Below are 16620 nucleotides of genomic sequence, written 5' to 3'. Positions count from 1 at the left end.
AACAGAATTTGCCTGGCGGCTGTAGCGCGGTGGTCCCACCTGACCCCATGCCGAACTCAGAAGTGAAACGCCGTAGCGCCGATGGTAGTGTGGGGTCTCCCCATGCGAGAGTAGGGAACTGCCAGGCATTAATTTAAGACTCATTCGTGAGTCGTGACCTTTCAGGTGACACTGAAAGGGCGAAACACCCGAAGTCAGAACGGTTTCTGATTTTGGTACAGAATCGGTGGAGCGGTAGTTCAGTTGGTTAGAATACCTGCCTGTCACGCAGGGGGTCGCGGGTTCGAGCCCCGTCCGTTCCGCCACCCTTTTAGGGGCGTAGTTCAATTGGTAGAGCACCGGTCTCCAAAACCGGGTGTTGGGGGTTCGAGTCCCTCCGCCCCTGCCAGAAAACAATCCTTTGCTTCGGCAAAGGATTTTTTTTGTCCAAAATTTGGCATTTACCTCATAACTTCGTCAGTGAAAAGGGTTTGAGTTTCACTGCGCGACACTCAAACCCCTCTCAATTTCTGCTTTATTGCGTCAATACTGGAAATTTAAGCAGCTGACGAATATGTGCTTGTTGATCGCTATTCTGCAGCCACACCGCATAGAGTGGACGAACGGCAACGGGTGTATCTGGAATAACCATCAAATCACTATAAATGCTGTGCCATGAATCCGGTAAAAACGCGCAGGCGCCGGTAGTGTGGAGTAATTCACGTGTCACATGCGCTGAAGTTGTGGTCAATACTGGCACATCATCACTGGATAAATAACTTTCATGTTGATGAAAATCCGCACCCCATTCCAGTTTAATGTAATCATATTTTTCACGTTTCTCAGTCTTACGTGCGCGGAAGAGCGCGAGTGAAATATGACCAATCTGTTGGCTGGTTAATTCATCCATTTTGGGCGCTTCGGTGGTGATTAAAAGGTCCAACTGACGCTCATGTAATTGCTTTACCAGCAAATGCCGTTGTGCGATACGTGCTTCAAGGTGAAGGCTTTCCCGGTTCTCATAAAGCGTTTTTAACCAAGGGGTTAGATAAGCCTCCCACAACGACGCGCTGGCACCTATCGATAGCTCATGATGCTGTTGTGTATGTGAAACTTCCTTTTTAGCCATCAGCCAGGTACTCATCAGGCTCTCTGCATAGGGTAATAAACGCTCACCCGCAGAAGTCAGCCGAATATTATTTCGATGACGGGTGAAAAGGTTGACTCCCAACTGATTTTCCAGCTGACGAATGCGAAAACTAACGGCAGATTGCGTGAGGTAAAGCGCTTCAGCAGCACGCCCGAAATGGCGTGTTCTGCTCACTTCGAGGAAAGTTTTCAGTAATTCCGTATCCACAGCATTCTCCCAAAAAATGTTTGTCGTACTGATTTAAATGTTTTGTTTTACACTCTGTCAAGCCTATCTAATACTCCGCGCCATAAATAGCACGGCCATAAGAGAGTCGGGAGCGTGTAAAATGGCGGATAGCTTCGCAACAACAAATCGTTTCTTTGATAACAAACATTATCCTCGTGGTTTTTCACGTCATGGTGATTTCACCATTAAAGAAGCTCAGCTTCTGGAACGCCACGGTTACGCCTTCAATGAACTGGACCTCGCCAAGCGTGAACCAGCGACTGAAGAAGAGCGTTCGTTTTTAGAAGTATGTCGTGGTCTGCGTGAGCCGCAAACGGAAGCTGAACGTGTCTGGTCGAAATATACCGCACGTATTAAGCGTCCTAAGCGTTTCCACACATTGTCTGGCGGTAAGCCGCAGATGGATACTGTGGAAGACTTTAGCGATAGCGATGATTAAAAAATAGCGGGGCTTCTAAAGCCCCGTTTTTTATTCCAGACTGTTGTGCAGAAAGATTAGCAACCGGTCAATGCTGCGATAACCCACCGCCTCCTGCAAATGCTGTCGTGAAATCGTCTCCTCCCCTGCCAAGTCGGCAATCGTCCTGGCGACTTTCAAAATGCGTTGCCACGCGCGCACAGAAAGACCCAGCGAATTCAATACAGCTTCCAGCCATATAGCATCGTCCTGTCTCAGTACACAGCACTGGGCAATCTCCGGATTAGATAAATGCGCGTTTATTTTGCCTGCTCGCTCAATTTGCCTCTGACGAGCAGCAAGGACGCGTTTAAGTACCGTCTCGCTGCTCTCACTGACTTCCTGTTTTTGACTTAAGGTTCCACTGGGTAGCAACGGGATTTCCAGAGACAGATCAAAGCGATCAAGAAACGGACCTGAGAGCCGGCTCAAATAGCGCAGCACCTGTTGCGGCGTGCATCGATTATGACTGCCTTGATAATGCCCGGTAGGGCTGGGGTTCATGGCACCAATTAACTGAAAGCGCGCAGGATAAGTGACTTTGGCGCGTGTACGGGAAATCGCAATCTCGCCGGATTCAATGGGCTCGCGTAATGCATCCAGTACCTTGCGGTCAAACTCCGGGAGTTCATCCAGAAACAGGACGCCATTGTGCGCCAGAGAGATCTCACCAGGCCGGGGGATTGCTCCTCCTCCCACTAATGCATACAGCGAAGCGCTGTGATGAGGTGCTCTGAATGGCCTTCTGCGCCACTGATGATGGAGATTTCGGCTGCTGACCAGGCTATTAATCGCTGCGCACTCCAGCGCTTCCTGATCGTCTAAGGGCGGCATAATGCCAGGCAGGCGGGTCGCCAGCATGGTTTTCCCTGTGCCGGGCGGTCCAAGCAGTAACAGGTTATGCCCGCCAGCGGCAGTGATCTCCAGGGCGCGACGTCCTTGTTCCTGACCGATGATTTCGCTGAGGTCCTGGCTTTCCTGTTGCAGCGCCTCAGGTTGAGAATACGCAACGGTGAGTGTCGACTGGTTATGCAGGAAAGCGCAGATCTCGAGCAGATGTTTACCGACGAGCGTTTCCCCTTGTTGGATCAATCCGACATCCTGTTGATTCTCTTCAGCTAACACCATCTGCCTGCCGGCTTGCAAAGCGGCCATCGCTGCTGGAATAGAGGCCTGAACGCCACAGAGCGCGCCGTTGAGTGCTAACTCCCCCAGGAACTCATAGTGCGCCAGTTTCGCGTCAGGAAGCTGCTCTGAGGCCGCGAGAATCGCAATGGCGATGGGAAGGTCGTAGCGCCCACCTTCTTTTGGCAGATCGGCGGGGGCCAAATTGATGGTGACGCGTTTCGCCGGGAAGGTGAATCCGCTATTGATAATGGCACTGCGTACCCGTTCCCGCGCTTCCTTCACCGTGGTTTCAGGCAAGCCAACCAGCGTTAAAGCGGGCAACCCCTTGCTGATATGCACCTCAACCGTTACCAATGGCGCCTGTATGCCGAGCGCCGCGCGAGTGAGAACCTTTGATAAAGACATAACCACTCCTTGTTGTCTTCATCATGCGAGGAGTAAATTCAGATTGCGAATGCGATTAAAAAACATCAGCGCCGGATTCCAGTGAATCGGCGGTTTTTACAATGTTTTCGCCGCAGTTGAGGTCGATATCGCAGAATTAACAGAGAGGTTTCGCAGTGTGCGTAATGAAAATTTTTCACAACTTAAAATAACCTTTAACTTACAAGGCGATAACCCACACCCATTGCTTACGTCATAAAAAAACGTTATGAAAATAATTGTCAACGCGTAGATAACTATGGTAACTCTGTAGGTATTACTTCGAACAATCGAAAAAACAGACAACACATGAAAGCCCTTCTACAAGTGATTAGCCTAGTCGTGATTAGCGTGGTGGTGATTATTATCCCACCGTGCGGGGCATCGCTTGGAGAAAGAAAGGCTTAAAAATCAAGCCCGGAATTCCAAAAACCCCCGCACCGAAAGGTCCGGGGGTTTTTTTTCGACCTGGCTAAATATCAGCGAATCAGCGAGGAACAGATTATGAGCAGTAGCATAAAGTTCTGTTGTTCCACCAGGAATACAGGAGAATAACGATGACAGGTGCACAGTGGGTAGTTCAGGCTTTACGCGCGCAGAGTGTCGACACAGTGTTTGGCTATCCTGGCGGCGCAATCATGCCAGTGTACGATGCGCTCTACGATGGCGGCGTGGAACACCTACTGTGTCGTCATGAGCAAGGTGCAGTGATGGCGGCAATTGGTTATGCCCGTGCCACCGGTAAAACTGGCGTGTGTATCGCCACTTCCGGTCCCGGCGCCACTAACCTGATCACCGGTTTAGCCGATGCGTTTATGGACTCGATCCCGGTTGTCGCGATCACCGGTCAGGTTTCATCTGCTTTTATCGGTACTGACGCCTTCCAGGAAATCGACGTTCTCGGCCTATCGTTAGCCTGCACCAAGCACAGTTTCCTGGTTGAATCCCTCGAAGATTTGCCTTCCGTGATGGCCGAAGCCTTTGCCATCGCCCAGTCTGGCCGTCCCGGTCCGGTTCTGGTGGATATCCCGAAAGACATCCAAATTGCTAGTGCCGATTTAACCCCACACCTGTTGCCGGTTGAAGAGACGATCAGTCACTCGCCAGAGCATATCGCGGAAGCCCGCGCATTGATGGCGCAGTCGCATAAGCCAATGCTGTATATCGGCGGCGGTGTGGGCATGGCGCAAGCGGTGCCTGCATTACGTGCCATGGCTGAAGCAACCGGCATCCCAACGGTGTCCACGTTGAAAGGCCTGGGAAGTGCAGACGCCAGCAGCGATCTCTATCTCGGCATGTTGGGTATGCACGGCACCAAAGCTGCCAACCTTGCCGTGCAATCTTGCGATTTACTGATTGCCGTTGGCGCGCGTTTCGACGACCGCGTCACCGGAAAGTTAGACACCTTCGCCCCGCATGCGAACGTCATTCATATCGATATCGATCCGGCCGAGTTGAACAAATTGCGTCGTGCGCACGTTTCGTTGCAAGGTGATTTGAACCAGGTGCTGCCTGCGTTGAGTATGCCGATGCAGATTGAGGGCTGGCGCACCGAAGTTAAAGCGATGAAAGCCGAGTTTGACTGGCGTTACGATCACCCAGGCGAGGCCATTTATGCGCCGCTGCTGCTGAAACAACTCTCCGATCGTAAAGCGGACAGCGCGGTGGTGACCACCGATGTGGGCCAGCATCAGATGTGGGCTGCGCAGCACATGAGCTTCACTCAGCCAGAGAACTTCATCACCTCCAGCGGCCTGGGTACTATGGGCTTTGGTCTGCCAGCCGCCATCGGCGCGCAGGTTGCCCGCCCGCAAGACACCGTGATCTGCGTGTCAGGCGATGGCTCAATCATGATGAACATCCAGGAGCTGGGCACCATTAAGCGCGGTAAGCTGCCGGTGAAAATCCTGCTGCTGGATAACCAACGTTTAGGCATGGTGCGCCAGTGGCAGCAGTTGTTCTTTGATGGTCGCTACAGCGAAACCATCCTCACCGATAACCCCGATTTCCTCACGCTGGCCAGCGCCTTTGATATCCCAGGCCAGCACATTAGCCGTAAAGATCAGGTCGACGCCGCGATAGATGCTCTGCTGAACAGTGAAGGTCCTTACTTCCTGCATGTTTCGATTGATGAGCATGAAAACGTCTGGCCATTGGTACCGCCGGGTGCCAGCAACGCAAACATGATGGAGAAAACCGCATGAACCAGCATCAATTGTCTATCGAAGCCCGCTTCCGCCCTGAAATATTGGAGCGCATTTTGCGTGTTGTCCGCCACCGTGGCTTCCAGGTGTGCTCGATGAACATGGCATCTGCGATTAACGCTGAAAACATTAACATCGAAATGACCGTTGCCAGTCAGCGTTCGGTCGATTTACTGTCTTCACAGTTAAGCAAACTCATGGATGTCGCCTGTGTCGAGATCCAGCAACAGACATCACAACAAATCCGCGCTTAGTCGCCAAAGGAAATAGCAATGAGTACGAAGAAAGCAGACTTTATTTGGTTCAACGGGGAGATGGTTAAGTGGGAAGACGCCAAGGTTAGCGTGATGTCTCACGCACTGCACTACGGTACTTCTGTGTTTGAAGGCGTACGCTGCTACGACTCGCACAAAGGCCCAGTGGTGTTCCGTCACCGTGAACACATGCAGCGTCTGCACGACTCCGCCAAAATTTATCGTTTCCCTATCGCTGCCAGCGTTGATGAGCTGATGGAAGCCTGCCGCGAAGTGATTCGTGTAAACAAACTGAAAAGCGCTTACATCCGTCCGCTGGCGTTTGTTGGCGACGTAGGCCTGGGTGTGAACCCGCCAGATGGCTACACCACCGACGTGATCATCGCTGCTTTCCCATGGGGTGCTTACCTGGGTGCTGAAGCACTGGAAAACGGCATCGATGCGATGGTGTCTTCATGGAACCGTGTCGCACCGAACACCCTGCCAACCGCGGCTAAAGCCGGTGGTAACTACCTCTCCTCACTGTTGGTCGGCAGCGAAGCGCGTCGCCACGGCTATCAGGAAGGTATCGCTCTCGACACCAACGGCTATATTTCAGAAGGTGCTGGCGAAAACTTGTTCGAAGTGAAAGATGGCATTCTGTTCACGCCGCCGTTCACTTCTTCAGCCCTGCCAGGCATCACCCGTGACGCCATCATCAAGCTGGCGATCGACCTGGGTATCGAAGTGCGTGAGCAAACCCTGTCACGTGAATCCTTGTATCTGGCTGACGAAGTGTTCATGTCCGGTACGGCAGCAGAAATCACCCCGGTACGCAGCGTTGATGGTATCCAGGTGGGTGCAGGTAAACGTGGTCCAGTGACCACCAAAATTCAGAGCGCATTTTTCGGCCTGTTCACAGGTGAAACCGAAGACAAGTACGGCTGGTTGGATCAGGTTAATCCATAACAAGACAGTTACGCGGGTGCAGCTGCGCCCGCGTCATATTTCAGACTGGAGTAAATAGAGCATGCCTAAGTACCGTTCTGCCACAACCACCCATGGCCGTAATATGGCGGGTGCCCGCGCCTTGTGGCGCGCCACAGGGATGACCGATGACGATTTCGGCAAGCCGATTATTGCCGTAGTTAACTCATTCACCCAGTTCGTACCGGGCCACGTGCACCTGCGCGATATGGGCAAGCTGGTGGCTGAGCAAATCGAAGCTGTCGGTGGTGTTGCTAAAGAGTTCAACACCATCGCGGTGGATGACGGTATCGCCATGGGTCATGGCGGCATGCTGTATTCACTGCCTTCGCGCGAGCTGATCGCCGATTCCGTAGAGTACATGGTGAACGCGCACTGCGCCGATGCCATGGTGTGTATCTCTAACTGCGACAAAATCACCCCCGGCATGCTGATGGCGTCACTGCGCCTCAACATCCCGGTGATCTTTGTCTCCGGCGGTCCGATGGAAGCCGGTAAGACCAAACTGTCTGACAAAATCATCAAGCTGGACCTGGTTGATGCGATGATTCAGGGTGCTAACCCGAATGTCAGCGATGAAGACAGCGATAAAATCGAACGCTCTGCGTGCCCAACCTGTGGTTCTTGTTCAGGGATGTTCACTGCGAACTCGATGAACTGTCTGGCCGAAGCGCTGGGTCTGGCACAGCCAGGCAACGGTTCACTGTTGGCTACTCACGCTGACCGTAAAGAGCTGTTCCTCAACGCCGGTAAGCGTATCGTTAGCCTGACCAAAAAGTATTACGAGCAGGATGATGAGCGCGTACTGCCACGCAACATCGCCACTAAAGCGGCATTTGAGAATGCGATGACGCTGGATATCGCCATGGGTGGTTCCACCAACACCGTTCTGCACCTGCTGGCAGCGGCGCAGGAAGGCGAAATCGAATTCAACATGTCAGATATCGACCGCCTGTCGCGCAAAGTACCGCACCTGTGCAAAGTGGCACCGAGTACGCCGAAATATCACATGGAAGATGTGCACCGTGCTGGTGGCGTTGTCGCGATTCTGGGCGAGCTGGATCGTGCCGGGCTGATCGATACCAGTGCGCGCAACGTTCTGCAGCAGAGCATGCGTGAGACCCTGGATCAGTACGACATCATGCTGACCCAAGACGAAGCGGTGAAGAAAATGTTCCGCGCGGGCCCAGCCGGCATCCGTACCACCCAAGCCTTCTCACAAGACTGCCGTTGGGACACACTCGATGATGACCGTAAAGAGGGTTGTATCCGTACTCGTGAGCACGCCTTCTCTCAGGATGGCGGTCTGGCCGTACTGTACGGCAACATCTCTGAAGATGGTTGTATCGTTAAAACCGCCAGCGTTGACGCTGAGCTGCTGACCTTCAAAGGTCCAGCCAAAGTTTACGAAAGTCAGGATGACGCGGTAGATGCGATCCTCGGCGGCAAAGTTGTGGCGGGCGATTGCGTGGTGATCCGTTACGAAGGGCCGAAAGGCGGTCCGGGCATGCAGGAAATGCTCTATCCAACCACCTATCTGAAATCCATGGGCTTGGGCAAAGCCTGTGCGCTGATCACCGATGGTCGTTTCTCGGGTGGTTCTTCCGGTCTCTCTGTCGGTCACATCTCGCCAGAAGCGGCGAGCGGCGGCACCATTGCGTTGATCCAGGACGGCGACATGATCGAGCTGGATATCCCGAACCGTCGTATCCATCTGGATCTGCCAGACAACGAAATCCACGCTCGTCGTGAAAAAGAGCAGGCGCGTGGCGAAGCGGCTTATACCCCGCACAACCGCGAACGTGCTGTTTCCTTCGCGCTGCGTGCTTATGCATCCCTCGCAACCAGTGCTGACAAAGGTGCGGTGCGCGATAAGTCCAAGCTGGGAGGCTAACAACTGATGGCTGAGTCTCAACCGCTACCCGCGTCGCCTAACGGCGCGGAGTATCTGCGCGCAGTGCTGCGTGCGCCTGTGTACGAAATTGCCCAGGTCACGCCGCTGCAAAAAATGGAAAAAATTTCATCGCGTCTCGGCAACACCATTCTGGTGAAGCGTGAGGATCGTCAGCCGGTGCACAGCTTCAAGCTGCGCGGGGCGTACGCGATGATTGCCGGGCTGACCGAAGAGCAAAAAGCACGCGGCGTGATTACGGCTTCGGCCGGCAACCACGCGCAGGGTGTGGCGCTCTCGGCCAGCACGCTGGGCATCAAATCACTGATTGTGATGCCGCTGGCCACGGCAGACATCAAGGTTGATGCAGTGCGCGCATTTGGCGGTGAGGTTTATCTGTTTGGTGCTAACTTCGACGAGGCTAAAGCCAAAGCGATTGAGCTGTCCGAGCAGCAGGGTTACACCTTTGTGCACCCGTTTGACCACCCGGCAGTGATTGCCGGGCAGGGCACGCTGGCGATGGAACTGTTGCAGCAGGATGCGCATATCGATCGCGTGTTCGTGCCGGTCGGTGGTGGCGGTCTGGCGGCGGGCGTGGCGGTGCTGATCAAACAGCTGATGCCGCAGATCAAAGTGATCGCGGTGGAGTCGGAAGATTCGGCCTGCCTGAAAGCGGCACTGGATGCTGGCGAGCCGGTGGATCTGGCGCGTGTCGGGTTGTTTGCTGAAGGTGTGGCGGTGAAGCGCATCGGCAGTGAAACTTTCCGCCTGTGCAAAGAGTATCTCGATGACATCATCACCGTGGACAGCGATGCCATCTGCGCGGCAGTGAAAGACCTGTTCGAAGATGTGCGTGCGGTAGCGGAACCTTCGGGTGCGCTGGCGCTGGCGGGCATGAAGAAGTACATCCAGCAGCACGACATCAAAGGCGAGCGCCTTGCGCACGTCTTGTCGGGCGCCAACGTCAACTTCCACGGTCTGCGCTACGTGTCAGAACGCTGTGAAATTGGTGAACAGCGCGAAGCGTTGCTGGCGGTGACGATTCCAGAACAGCAGGGCAGTTTCCTGCGTTTCTGTCAGACGTTGGGTGGCCGTTCCATCACCGAGTTCAACTATCGCTATGCGGATGCCGATAACGCCTGCATCTTCGTTGGGGTGCGCTTAACGCGCGGTCTGGAAGAGCGCAGTGAAATCATCAGCCAGCTCAGCGAAGGTGGTTATCAGGTGGTGGATCTGTCAGATGATGAGATGGCGAAGCTGCACGTGCGCTACATGGTCGGCGGTCGTCCATCGAAGCCGCTGCGCGAGCGCTTGTTTAGCTTCGAATTCCCGGAAGCACCGGGCGCGCTGCTGAAATTCCTGCAGACGCTGGGCGCACACTGGAATATCTCGCTGTTCCACTATCGCAGCCACGGCACCGATTTTGGTCGCGTGCTGGCGGCCTTCGAAGCCAACGATCAAGAGCCGGATTTCGAAACCCATCTCACGGCGTTGGGCTACGAATGGCACGATGAAGCGAATAACCCGGCGTTCCGTTTCTTCCTCGCCGGGCAGTAACTACAGCAGGTTCCAGAAAGCACTGATAAGCGGCTCCCCGAGCCGCTTTTTTTGTACACACACGCCGAGCTCCAGCGGCGCGACCGACTCGACATTCTCCAGTGTCAGAACGCGATTACGCACCGGCTCCGGGCTGTTCTCCAGCACCACATCCGGCAGTAGCGCAATGCCACATCCCAGCGCCACCATTGAGACAATCGCCTCATGCCCGGAAACCGTGGCGTAAATTTGTGGATTGGGGATGCGATGGCGACGGAACCACAAATCAATGCCGCGCCGCACCGGGCCTTGTTCCGGCACGATAAACGGAATCTGCGACCAATCAGGTTGCGCCTGTGTGGCCTGGCTGCGCACCGCACACGGCAGGGCGGGCGCGATCAGCACCAGCGGAAGAATGGCGAGCGGTGTGAAGTCGATGCTGGCGGGCAGCGATTCCGGACGTCCGGCAATGGCCAAATCTGCCTCGCCAGATTGCACCATCTCAATTGCGTCGGCGGCATCGCCGGTGGTGAGTTTGATTTCCACCTGCGGATGTTCGGCGCGGAAGCGGTCGAGAATCGGCGGCAAATGGCTGTAAGCGGCGGTCACCGAGCAAAAAATGCGCAGTTCGCCGCTCAGGGACGGGCCGTTCAGATCCATTACGTGGCGCAGTTGTTGATATTGCAATAAGGTTTGCTGAGCAAATTGCTTGAGGCGCTCGCCGGCTTCAGTGAGCGTCACGGTGCGGTTATCACGCAGGAACAGCGCGTGACCGACATCTTCCTCAAGGCGCTGAATCTGGCGAGAGAGCGTGGAGGGACTGACGTGCATAGCACGCGCGGTGCGACCAAAGTGACAGCTTTCGGCCAGATGAAGAAAGAGCTTTAGGTCTCGTAAATCCATGCGCGTTTCACCTCAACGTGTTGTTGCAAATTCTGCAATGTGACCTTGCTAATATATCAATTTAAGCAATAGATTTCCTGTCATATGATGGGGTCATTCGCGGCACTGAATACGGTGTCGTTACCGAACAAAAGCAAACACAACATCTAACCGGAGTACCCATGGCTAACTATTTCAACACTCTGAATCTGCGCAACCAGTTAGCGCAGTTGGGTAAATGTCGTTTCATGTCTCGCGATGAGTTCGCAGACGGCGCAAGCTTCCTGAAAGGCAAAAAAGTCGTTATCGTTGGCTGTGGCGCTCAGGGTCTGAACCAGGGCCTGAACATGCGTGACTCCGGTCTGGACATCGCTTATGCACTGCGTGCTGAAGCGATCGCTGAAAAGCGTGCTTCTTACCGCAAAGCGACCGATAACGGCTTCAAAGTAGGTACCTACGAAGAGCTGATCCCACAGGCGGATCTGGTGGTTAACCTGACGCCAGACAAGCAGCACTCAGCGGTAGTTAAAGCGGTACAGCCTCTGATGAAAGATGGCGCAGCGCTGGGCTACTCACACGGTTTCAACATCGTTGAATCGGGTGAAACCATCCGTAAAGACATCACCGTGGTGATGGTTGCGCCGAAGTGCCCAGGCACTGAAGTGCGTGAAGAGTACAAGCGTGGTTTCGGTGTTCCAACCCTGATCGCGGTTCACCCAGAAAACGATCCAAAAGGCGAAGGCCTGGCAATCGCTAAAGCCTGGGCTGCTGCCACCGGCGGCGACCGTGCTGGCGTACTGGAATCTTCCTTCGTTGCGGAAGTGAAATCTGACCTGATGGGTGAGCAGACTATCCTGTGCGGTATGCTGCAGGCCGGTTCTCTGCTGTGCTTCGATAAGCTGGTGGCTGAAGGTCACGACGCGGCTTACACCGAAAAACTGATTCAGTTCGGCTGGGAAACCATCACCGAATCACTGAAGTTCGGCGGCATCACTCTGATGATGGATCGTCTGTCTAACCCGGCGAAAATCCGTGCTTACGCACTGTCTGAGCAGCTGAAAACCATCATGGCTCCGCTGTTCCAGAAGCACATGGATGACATCATCTCGGGCGAATTCTCTTCCGGTATGATGGCTGACTGGGCGAACGACGACAAAAACCTGCTGACCTGGCGTGAAGAGACCGGTGCAACTGCATTCGAGAACGCACCGCAGTTCGACGGTAAAATCGAAGAGCAGGAATACTACGATAAAGGCGTTGTGATGGTTGCGATGGTGAAAGCGGGCGTTGAGCTGGCCTTCGAAACCATGATCGATGCAGGCATCATTGAAGAGTCTGCTTACTACGAATCACTGCACGAGCTGCCGCTGATCGCGAACACCATTGCACGTAAGCGTCTGTATGAAATGAACGTGGTTATCTCTGATACCGCAGAATACGGTAACTACCTGTTCTCCTTCGCGGCAGTTCCACTGCTGAAAGAGTTCATGACCACTCTGCAGCCGGGCGATTTGGGCAAAGCGATTGAAGGCACTCAGGTTGATAACGCGCAGCTGCGTGATGTTAACGAAGCCGTACGTCAGCACCCAATCGAAGCGGTTGGCCGTAAACTGCGTGGCTACATGACCGATATGAAACGTATCGCGGTTGCTGGCTAATCCCCGCACGACACCGTTTTCAGCACAAGAAGAACCCCGGTTTGCCGGGGTTTTTTTATGCCTGATCAGATAGGTTTCTCACAACCAACCACGACAAAACTCTATCAAGCAGCAACGCCATGGCGATCACGCAGTCCGGGGCCGCTTAGGGTCTGGCGTCCTCGCGCCGCTAACGCGGTACCCTCATGTCATTCGCCCGTATCTCAATTCCGACCCAATAAAAAACCCGGCCTGAGCCGGGTTCATCATATCAATCTGCAACCATCACACCGCTTCGTACAGTGTCTGATGGCGCGTCTCTTTACAGGCAATCAGCGCAATCAGCGTCAGCACGGCCATGGAAGCCAGATAAAAACCGACCGCCTGCAAACCATAGTTAGCGTTCAACCATGTTGCAATATAAGGCGCAACCGAGGCACCGAGAATTGACGACAGGTTATAGGAGAACGACGCGCCGGTATAACGGACTTCGGTCGGGAACAGCTCTGGCAGCAGTGCACCCATCGGCCCAAAGGTGAGGCCCATAATGCTCAGGCCCAGCAGCAGGAAGCCCATCACCAGAATCTGTGAGCCTGAACCCAGCAGCATCGGGAACATCAGCGCGAAAGCGATGATCATCAAGGTAATGGTGATCATGGTGCGACGACGGCCATAACGATCCGCCAGCAGACCTGCAATTGGCACCATCACACCAAAACCAATCACCGCCACCATCAGCATCCACAGGAAGCTGTTACGCGAATATCCCAGACCGGCAGGTGCAGCCGCTGTGCCGTAGCTCATGGAGTAGACGGTCATGATGTAGAACAGCGTATAGGTCGCCAGCATAATAAAGGTGCCGAGGATGGTGGCGGTCAGATGCTTGCTCAGCAGCGTGCCGATCGGCATTTTGACCTGCTTATTCTCTTTCTGCACTTTGGCAAACACAGGGCTTTCGTGCAGTGAAACGCGTACATACAGGCCAATCAATACCAGTACCGCAGAAAGGATAAACGGCACGCGCCAGCCCCAGTTCATGAACTGCTCATCGGTCAGCAGCCAGGAGAGCAACAGGAAAGTACCGTTGGCGAAGAAGAAGCCAATTGGCGCGCCAAGCTGCGGGAATGAACCATAGAGCGCACGTTTTTTCGCTGGCGCATTTTCGGTTGCCAACAGAGCGGCGCCGCCCCATTCACCACCCAGACCCAGACCCTGACCAAAACGCGCCAGCGCCAGCAGCAGCGGAGCAGCAACGCCAATGGTTTGATAACCAGGCAGCAGACCGATCAATACGGTGGAGACACCCATGGTCAGCAGCGATGCCACCAGGGTGGCTTTACGGCCTACGCGGTCGCCAAAGTGACCGAACAGCGCAGAACCAATCGGGCGCGCGACGAAGGCGATAGCAAACGTAGCCAGCGACTGTAGCGTTGCCACGGTGGCATCACCCTGCGGGAAGAAAATGTGCGGAAAGACGATGACGGCCGCAGTGGCATAAATATAGAAATCGAAGAATTCGATCGCGGTGCCGACAAGCGACGCCACGACCACTTTGCCGCGTGAGTTTACGGGCGTGTCGTCGTGTTTTTTGTCGAGTGTTTCTGTGATGGAGGCTTGCATGACTGTTTCTTAATTGTAAATGTAGACAGAGAATCTTACGCACCTGTTTTGCGGCATTCAATGATGAAAACCCGCGCCAGAACAGGCATTTTCGGCGAAAAAGTGGATAATTTCTGAGTTGCGGCAATCGGCGGGTGATGGGAACGGGAAGTGTCACTTTTTTGGCGGGAATCTCTGCAAAAGGGCCAAATTAAAGTGACCCTTTAGCGTTTCCTGCTGGTTTTTGCTGGAATAATAGCCAGCAGGAAACATTTTTAGCTGTTGCGGCAAATGTAACAATTTTGCGATGTTAATTGCCCTGATGCGGCTGCGGCATCTCTTTATCATCCTTGTATTTCGCGGTGGCTATCCACGCGGCGCAGAACAGTGTCAGACGGGCAAAGAAGTAAAAGAACGCCATTAATCCCAGCACCGATCCAAAGGCTGCCCCAGAGGGCGAAGTGGCCAGCTTTGGCAGCGTCAGCGTCATCACAAACTTAATCACTTCAAAACCAATCGCCGCCAGCAGCGTGCCGCGAAATAGTGCTTTTTTGCGCGGCTTATGGCGCGGCAGAATCCAGAAAATCCACAGGAACAACAGATAGTTGGCAAAGATGGAAATCGACAGCGCAATGATGGTCATTGCCGGGCGCAGCCACTCGATATCCTCCAATCCCAACGCGTTGACGATGGCATTCTGCGCGGCACCGGCAATGGAGGTCAGCGACAGGGTAATCACCAGCGCCAGCATCAGACCCAGCAACGACACCAAATCACGCGCATATTTCTTCCATAACTTCTCTTGATCGTCCGGTTTACGCTCCCAAACATCACGCGATTGCGCGCGCACCGCCTCGCGCAAATTGCCCATCCAGTTAATGCCAGAGTAGAGCGCCAGCAGCAAACCGGTTAACCCGACCGTCGCGCGCTGCTGAATCGCGGTGTTCACGGTGTTCTTTAGCGTAGTGGCCAGCGTAGGATCGCTGATGCTGTTAACGATTTTGTTGATCAACTCGGTGAGTAAATCCTGATTCGACGCCAGCACAAAACCGACTGCCGCAAAGGAGACCATCAAAATCGGTATCAGAGAGAGGAAGGAGAAGTAAGTGATCGCTGCGCCAAACTGGCTGCCGAGGCGATCGTTAAACCGATCCAGCGCGCGCATAAAATGCGCCACCGCCGGAATGGCCTGGAACCAGGCCGCAAAGCGCGACACGTTCTGGATTGAGCCATCCACGGTTTTGTTACCGGTCTTGATATCTATCAGCGGCTTCTTTTCAGCCGTGGGTTCTTGGTTAGGTTTGTCTGTCATAGACGATAATCATCCTGTTCACTGCGAAATTAAAATTATAGCCCTTTATGTCACATACTCCTGCAACACCTGACTCAGCCACTCCATAAACACCCGCACGCGACGTGCTACGTTGCGGCGATGTGGGTAAAGCAACGAAATCGGCATCGGCTTGGCGGGGAAGTGATGCAGCACTTCCACTAACTGGCCTGATTCCAGCAGTGGCTGCACACCAATCGCGGGCACCTGAATTATGCCTAATCCCGCGATGCAGGCGGCACGATAGGTTTCGGTGCTGTTCACCGTCACCACGCCGCCGGTCTGAACATAGTGGCACTGCTTACCATCAAAATATTCAAACCCCAAAGAAGGCTGCCCCAGCTGCTGGGTGTAATGCACCATCGCGTGCTGTGCAAGATCTTCGAGGCGCACCGGCATGCCGAAGCGGGAAAGGTAGTCGGGACTGGCGCAGTTAATCAAGGCATGTGATCCGATTTTTCGCGCAATCAGACCCGAATCTTTCAGCTCGCCCACGCGGATCACGCAGTCAAAACCTTCACGAATCACATCCACCTGGCGATCGCTGCTGCTAAGCTCAATTTCGATGCCGGGATAATGCTGCAGAAACTCAGGTAAACGCGGCAGGATAAATCCGGTGGCCATGGCTACCGACATATCGACGCGCAACTTGCCGCTCAGGGTGGCGGGATCGTGCTGGAACAGGCTGTCCATATCGTCGAGCATCGACAACAGATCAAGACAACGATCGTAGTAGACCAGCCCATCCTGGGTGAGATGAACACGCCGCGTGGTGCGATGCAGCAGACGCGTGCCCATTTGATTTTCCAGCGCCTGTAACTGGCGCGATACGCTGCCTTTCGGTAGTCCAAGACTTTCAGCCGCACGGGTAAAACTGCCCATTTCTGCCACCCGCACAAAAACCTGCATTGCGTGAATTTTATCCATGTTGTTCACCGATTGTTGTTGTTAGTGAA

The 16620-nt window shown here is 54.1% G+C and carries 14 protein-coding genes, 2 tRNA genes and 1 rRNA gene; 11 read left to right on the top strand and 6 right to left on the bottom strand.

Annotation, left to right across the window (positions count from 1 at the left end; genetic code table 11):
• The first annotated feature begins 11 nt into the window (after positions 1-11).
• The 3 genes from rrf to AC6I8L_RS19235 all read left to right on the top strand — a co-directional run bounded on the left by rrf (position 12) and on the right by AC6I8L_RS19235 (position 388).
• Positions 12-127: ribosomal RNA gene (gene rrf / locus AC6I8L_RS19245) — 5S ribosomal RNA — on the top strand.
• Positions 128-228: 101 nt separating this feature from the next.
• A tRNA-Asp gene (locus AC6I8L_RS19240) sits at positions 229-305 on the top strand.
• Positions 306-312: 7 nt separating this feature from the next.
• Positions 313-388: transfer RNA gene (locus AC6I8L_RS19235), tRNA-Trp, on the top strand.
• Between the two features lie 126 nt (positions 389-514).
• Here AC6I8L_RS19235 and hdfR read toward each other — a convergent pair.
• Positions 515-1336 (bottom strand): HTH-type transcriptional regulator HdfR, encoded by an 822-nt coding sequence (gene hdfR / locus AC6I8L_RS19230; RefSeq protein WP_034820037.1) that lies wholly within the window; start codon positions 1334-1336, stop codon positions 515-517.
• Positions 1337-1457: 121 nt separating this feature from the next.
• On the opposite strand from hdfR, the gene AC6I8L_RS19225 reads away from it, so the two are divergent.
• Positions 1458-1796, top strand: coding sequence for a MaoP family protein (locus AC6I8L_RS19225; protein WP_034820034.1), 339 nt, complete (start codon positions 1458-1460; stop codon positions 1794-1796).
• A gap of 30 nt (positions 1797-1826) precedes the next feature.
• Here the strand turns inward: AC6I8L_RS19225 and AC6I8L_RS19220 are convergent, their stop codons facing one another.
• On the bottom strand, positions 1827-3347 hold the full coding sequence (locus AC6I8L_RS19220; protein WP_058962408.1) for a YifB family Mg chelatase-like AAA ATPase: 1521 nt from the start codon (positions 3345-3347) through the stop codon (positions 1827-1829).
• A 327-nt stretch (positions 3348-3674) separates the two neighbouring features.
• On the opposite strand from AC6I8L_RS19220, the gene ilvL reads away from it, so the two are divergent.
• From ilvL to ilvA, 6 genes are all read left to right on the top strand, one after another.
• Positions 3675-3773: an ilv operon leader peptide gene (gene ilvL / locus AC6I8L_RS19215; RefSeq protein ID WP_071531048.1), complete on the top strand. Its 99-nt coding sequence runs from the start codon at positions 3675-3677 to the stop codon at positions 3771-3773.
• A 149-nt stretch (positions 3774-3922) separates the two neighbouring features.
• Positions 3923-5569, top strand: coding sequence for an acetolactate synthase 2 catalytic subunit (gene ilvG, locus AC6I8L_RS19210; protein ID WP_058962409.1), 1647 nt, complete (start codon positions 3923-3925; stop codon positions 5567-5569).
• On the top strand, positions 5566-5823 hold the full coding sequence (gene ilvM / locus AC6I8L_RS19205) for an acetolactate synthase 2 small subunit (protein WP_034820026.1): 258 nt from the start codon (positions 5566-5568) through the stop codon (positions 5821-5823). The genes ilvG and ilvM overlap by 4 nt, the downstream gene beginning before the upstream one ends.
• Before the next feature lie 18 nt (positions 5824-5841).
• Positions 5842-6771, top strand: coding sequence for a branched-chain amino acid transaminase (locus tag AC6I8L_RS19200; protein ID WP_034820022.1), 930 nt, complete (start codon positions 5842-5844; stop codon positions 6769-6771).
• Between the two features lie 61 nt (positions 6772-6832).
• Positions 6833-8683 carry a dihydroxy-acid dehydratase gene (ilvD, locus tag AC6I8L_RS19195; RefSeq protein ID WP_058962410.1) on the top strand — a complete coding sequence of 617 codons (1851 nt, stop codon included), beginning with the start codon at positions 6833-6835 and terminating at the stop codon, positions 8681-8683.
• A gap of 6 nt (positions 8684-8689) precedes the next feature.
• Complete coding sequence (gene ilvA, locus AC6I8L_RS19190) at positions 8690-10237, top strand: threonine ammonia-lyase, biosynthetic (RefSeq protein ID WP_058962411.1); 1548 nt, start codon at positions 8690-8692, stop codon at positions 10235-10237.
• Here ilvA and ilvY read toward each other — a convergent pair whose 3' ends face one another.
• Positions 10238-11119, bottom strand: coding sequence for an HTH-type transcriptional activator IlvY (gene ilvY, locus AC6I8L_RS19185; RefSeq protein ID WP_034820008.1), 882 nt, complete (start codon positions 11117-11119; stop codon positions 10238-10240).
• A gap of 161 nt (positions 11120-11280) precedes the next feature.
• Between ilvY and ilvC the strand changes: the two genes are divergently transcribed.
• Complete coding sequence (gene ilvC / locus AC6I8L_RS19180; RefSeq protein ID WP_479399793.1) at positions 11281-12756, top strand: ketol-acid reductoisomerase; 1476 nt, start codon at positions 11281-11283, stop codon at positions 12754-12756.
• 264 nt (positions 12757-13020) lie between these two features.
• Here the strand turns inward: ilvC and AC6I8L_RS19175 are convergent, their stop codons facing one another.
• The 3 genes from AC6I8L_RS19175 to AC6I8L_RS19165 form a co-directional block, all read right to left on the bottom strand.
• Positions 13021-14355 carry an MFS transporter gene (locus AC6I8L_RS19175; protein ID WP_058960698.1) on the bottom strand — a complete coding sequence of 445 codons (1335 nt, stop codon included), beginning with the start codon at positions 14353-14355 and terminating at the stop codon, positions 13021-13023.
• A 289-nt stretch (positions 14356-14644) separates the two neighbouring features.
• Positions 14645-15646 (bottom strand): inner membrane protein YhjD, encoded by a 1002-nt coding sequence (yhjD, locus tag AC6I8L_RS19170; RefSeq protein ID WP_034819999.1) that lies wholly within the window; start codon positions 15644-15646, stop codon positions 14645-14647.
• 45 nt (positions 15647-15691) lie between these two features.
• The gene (locus tag AC6I8L_RS19165; protein WP_045814179.1) at positions 15692-16591 is read right to left on the bottom strand and encodes a LysR family transcriptional regulator; all 900 of its coding nucleotides are present in this window, start codon (positions 16589-16591) and stop codon (positions 15692-15694) included.
• Between the last annotated feature and the right edge of the window lie 29 nt (positions 16592-16620).

The sequence above is a fragment of the Type-E symbiont of Plautia stali genome (assembly GCF_059731115.1).
Note: the sequence above shows the minus strand (reverse complement) of the source record. Positions and strands in the feature narration are given on the sequence as shown.

Coding starts and splice junctions, on each gene's coding strand:
- AC6I8L_RS19220 (WP_058962408.1), bottom strand. CDS start 3,347: ATGTCTTTATCAAAGGTTCTCACTCGCGCGGCGCTCGGCATACAGGCG.
- AC6I8L_RS19165 (WP_045814179.1), bottom strand. CDS start 16,591: ATGGATAAAATTCACGCAATGCAGGTTTTTGTGCGGGTGGCAGAAATG.
- ilvD (WP_058962410.1), top strand. CDS start 6,833: ATGCCTAAGTACCGTTCTGCCACAACCACCCATGGCCGTAATATGGCG.
- AC6I8L_RS19200 (WP_034820022.1), top strand. CDS start 5,842: ATGAGTACGAAGAAAGCAGACTTTATTTGGTTCAACGGGGAGATGGTT.
- ilvC (WP_479399793.1), top strand. CDS start 11,281: ATGGCTAACTATTTCAACACTCTGAATCTGCGCAACCAGTTAGCGCAG.
- ilvG (WP_058962409.1), top strand. CDS start 3,923: ATGACAGGTGCACAGTGGGTAGTTCAGGCTTTACGCGCGCAGAGTGTC.
- ilvY (WP_034820008.1), bottom strand. CDS start 11,119: ATGGATTTACGAGACCTAAAGCTCTTTCTTCATCTGGCCGAAAGCTGT.
- ilvL (WP_071531048.1), top strand. CDS start 3,675: ATGAAAGCCCTTCTACAAGTGATTAGCCTAGTCGTGATTAGCGTGGTG.
- ilvA (WP_058962411.1), top strand. CDS start 8,690: ATGGCTGAGTCTCAACCGCTACCCGCGTCGCCTAACGGCGCGGAGTAT.
- AC6I8L_RS19225 (WP_034820034.1), top strand. CDS start 1,458: ATGGCGGATAGCTTCGCAACAACAAATCGTTTCTTTGATAACAAACAT.
- yhjD (WP_034819999.1), bottom strand. CDS start 15,646: ATGACAGACAAACCTAACCAAGAACCCACGGCTGAAAAGAAGCCGCTG.
- AC6I8L_RS19175 (WP_058960698.1), bottom strand. CDS start 14,355: ATGCAAGCCTCCATCACAGAAACACTCGACAAAAAACACGACGACACG.
- ilvM (WP_034820026.1), top strand. CDS start 5,566: ATGAACCAGCATCAATTGTCTATCGAAGCCCGCTTCCGCCCTGAAATA.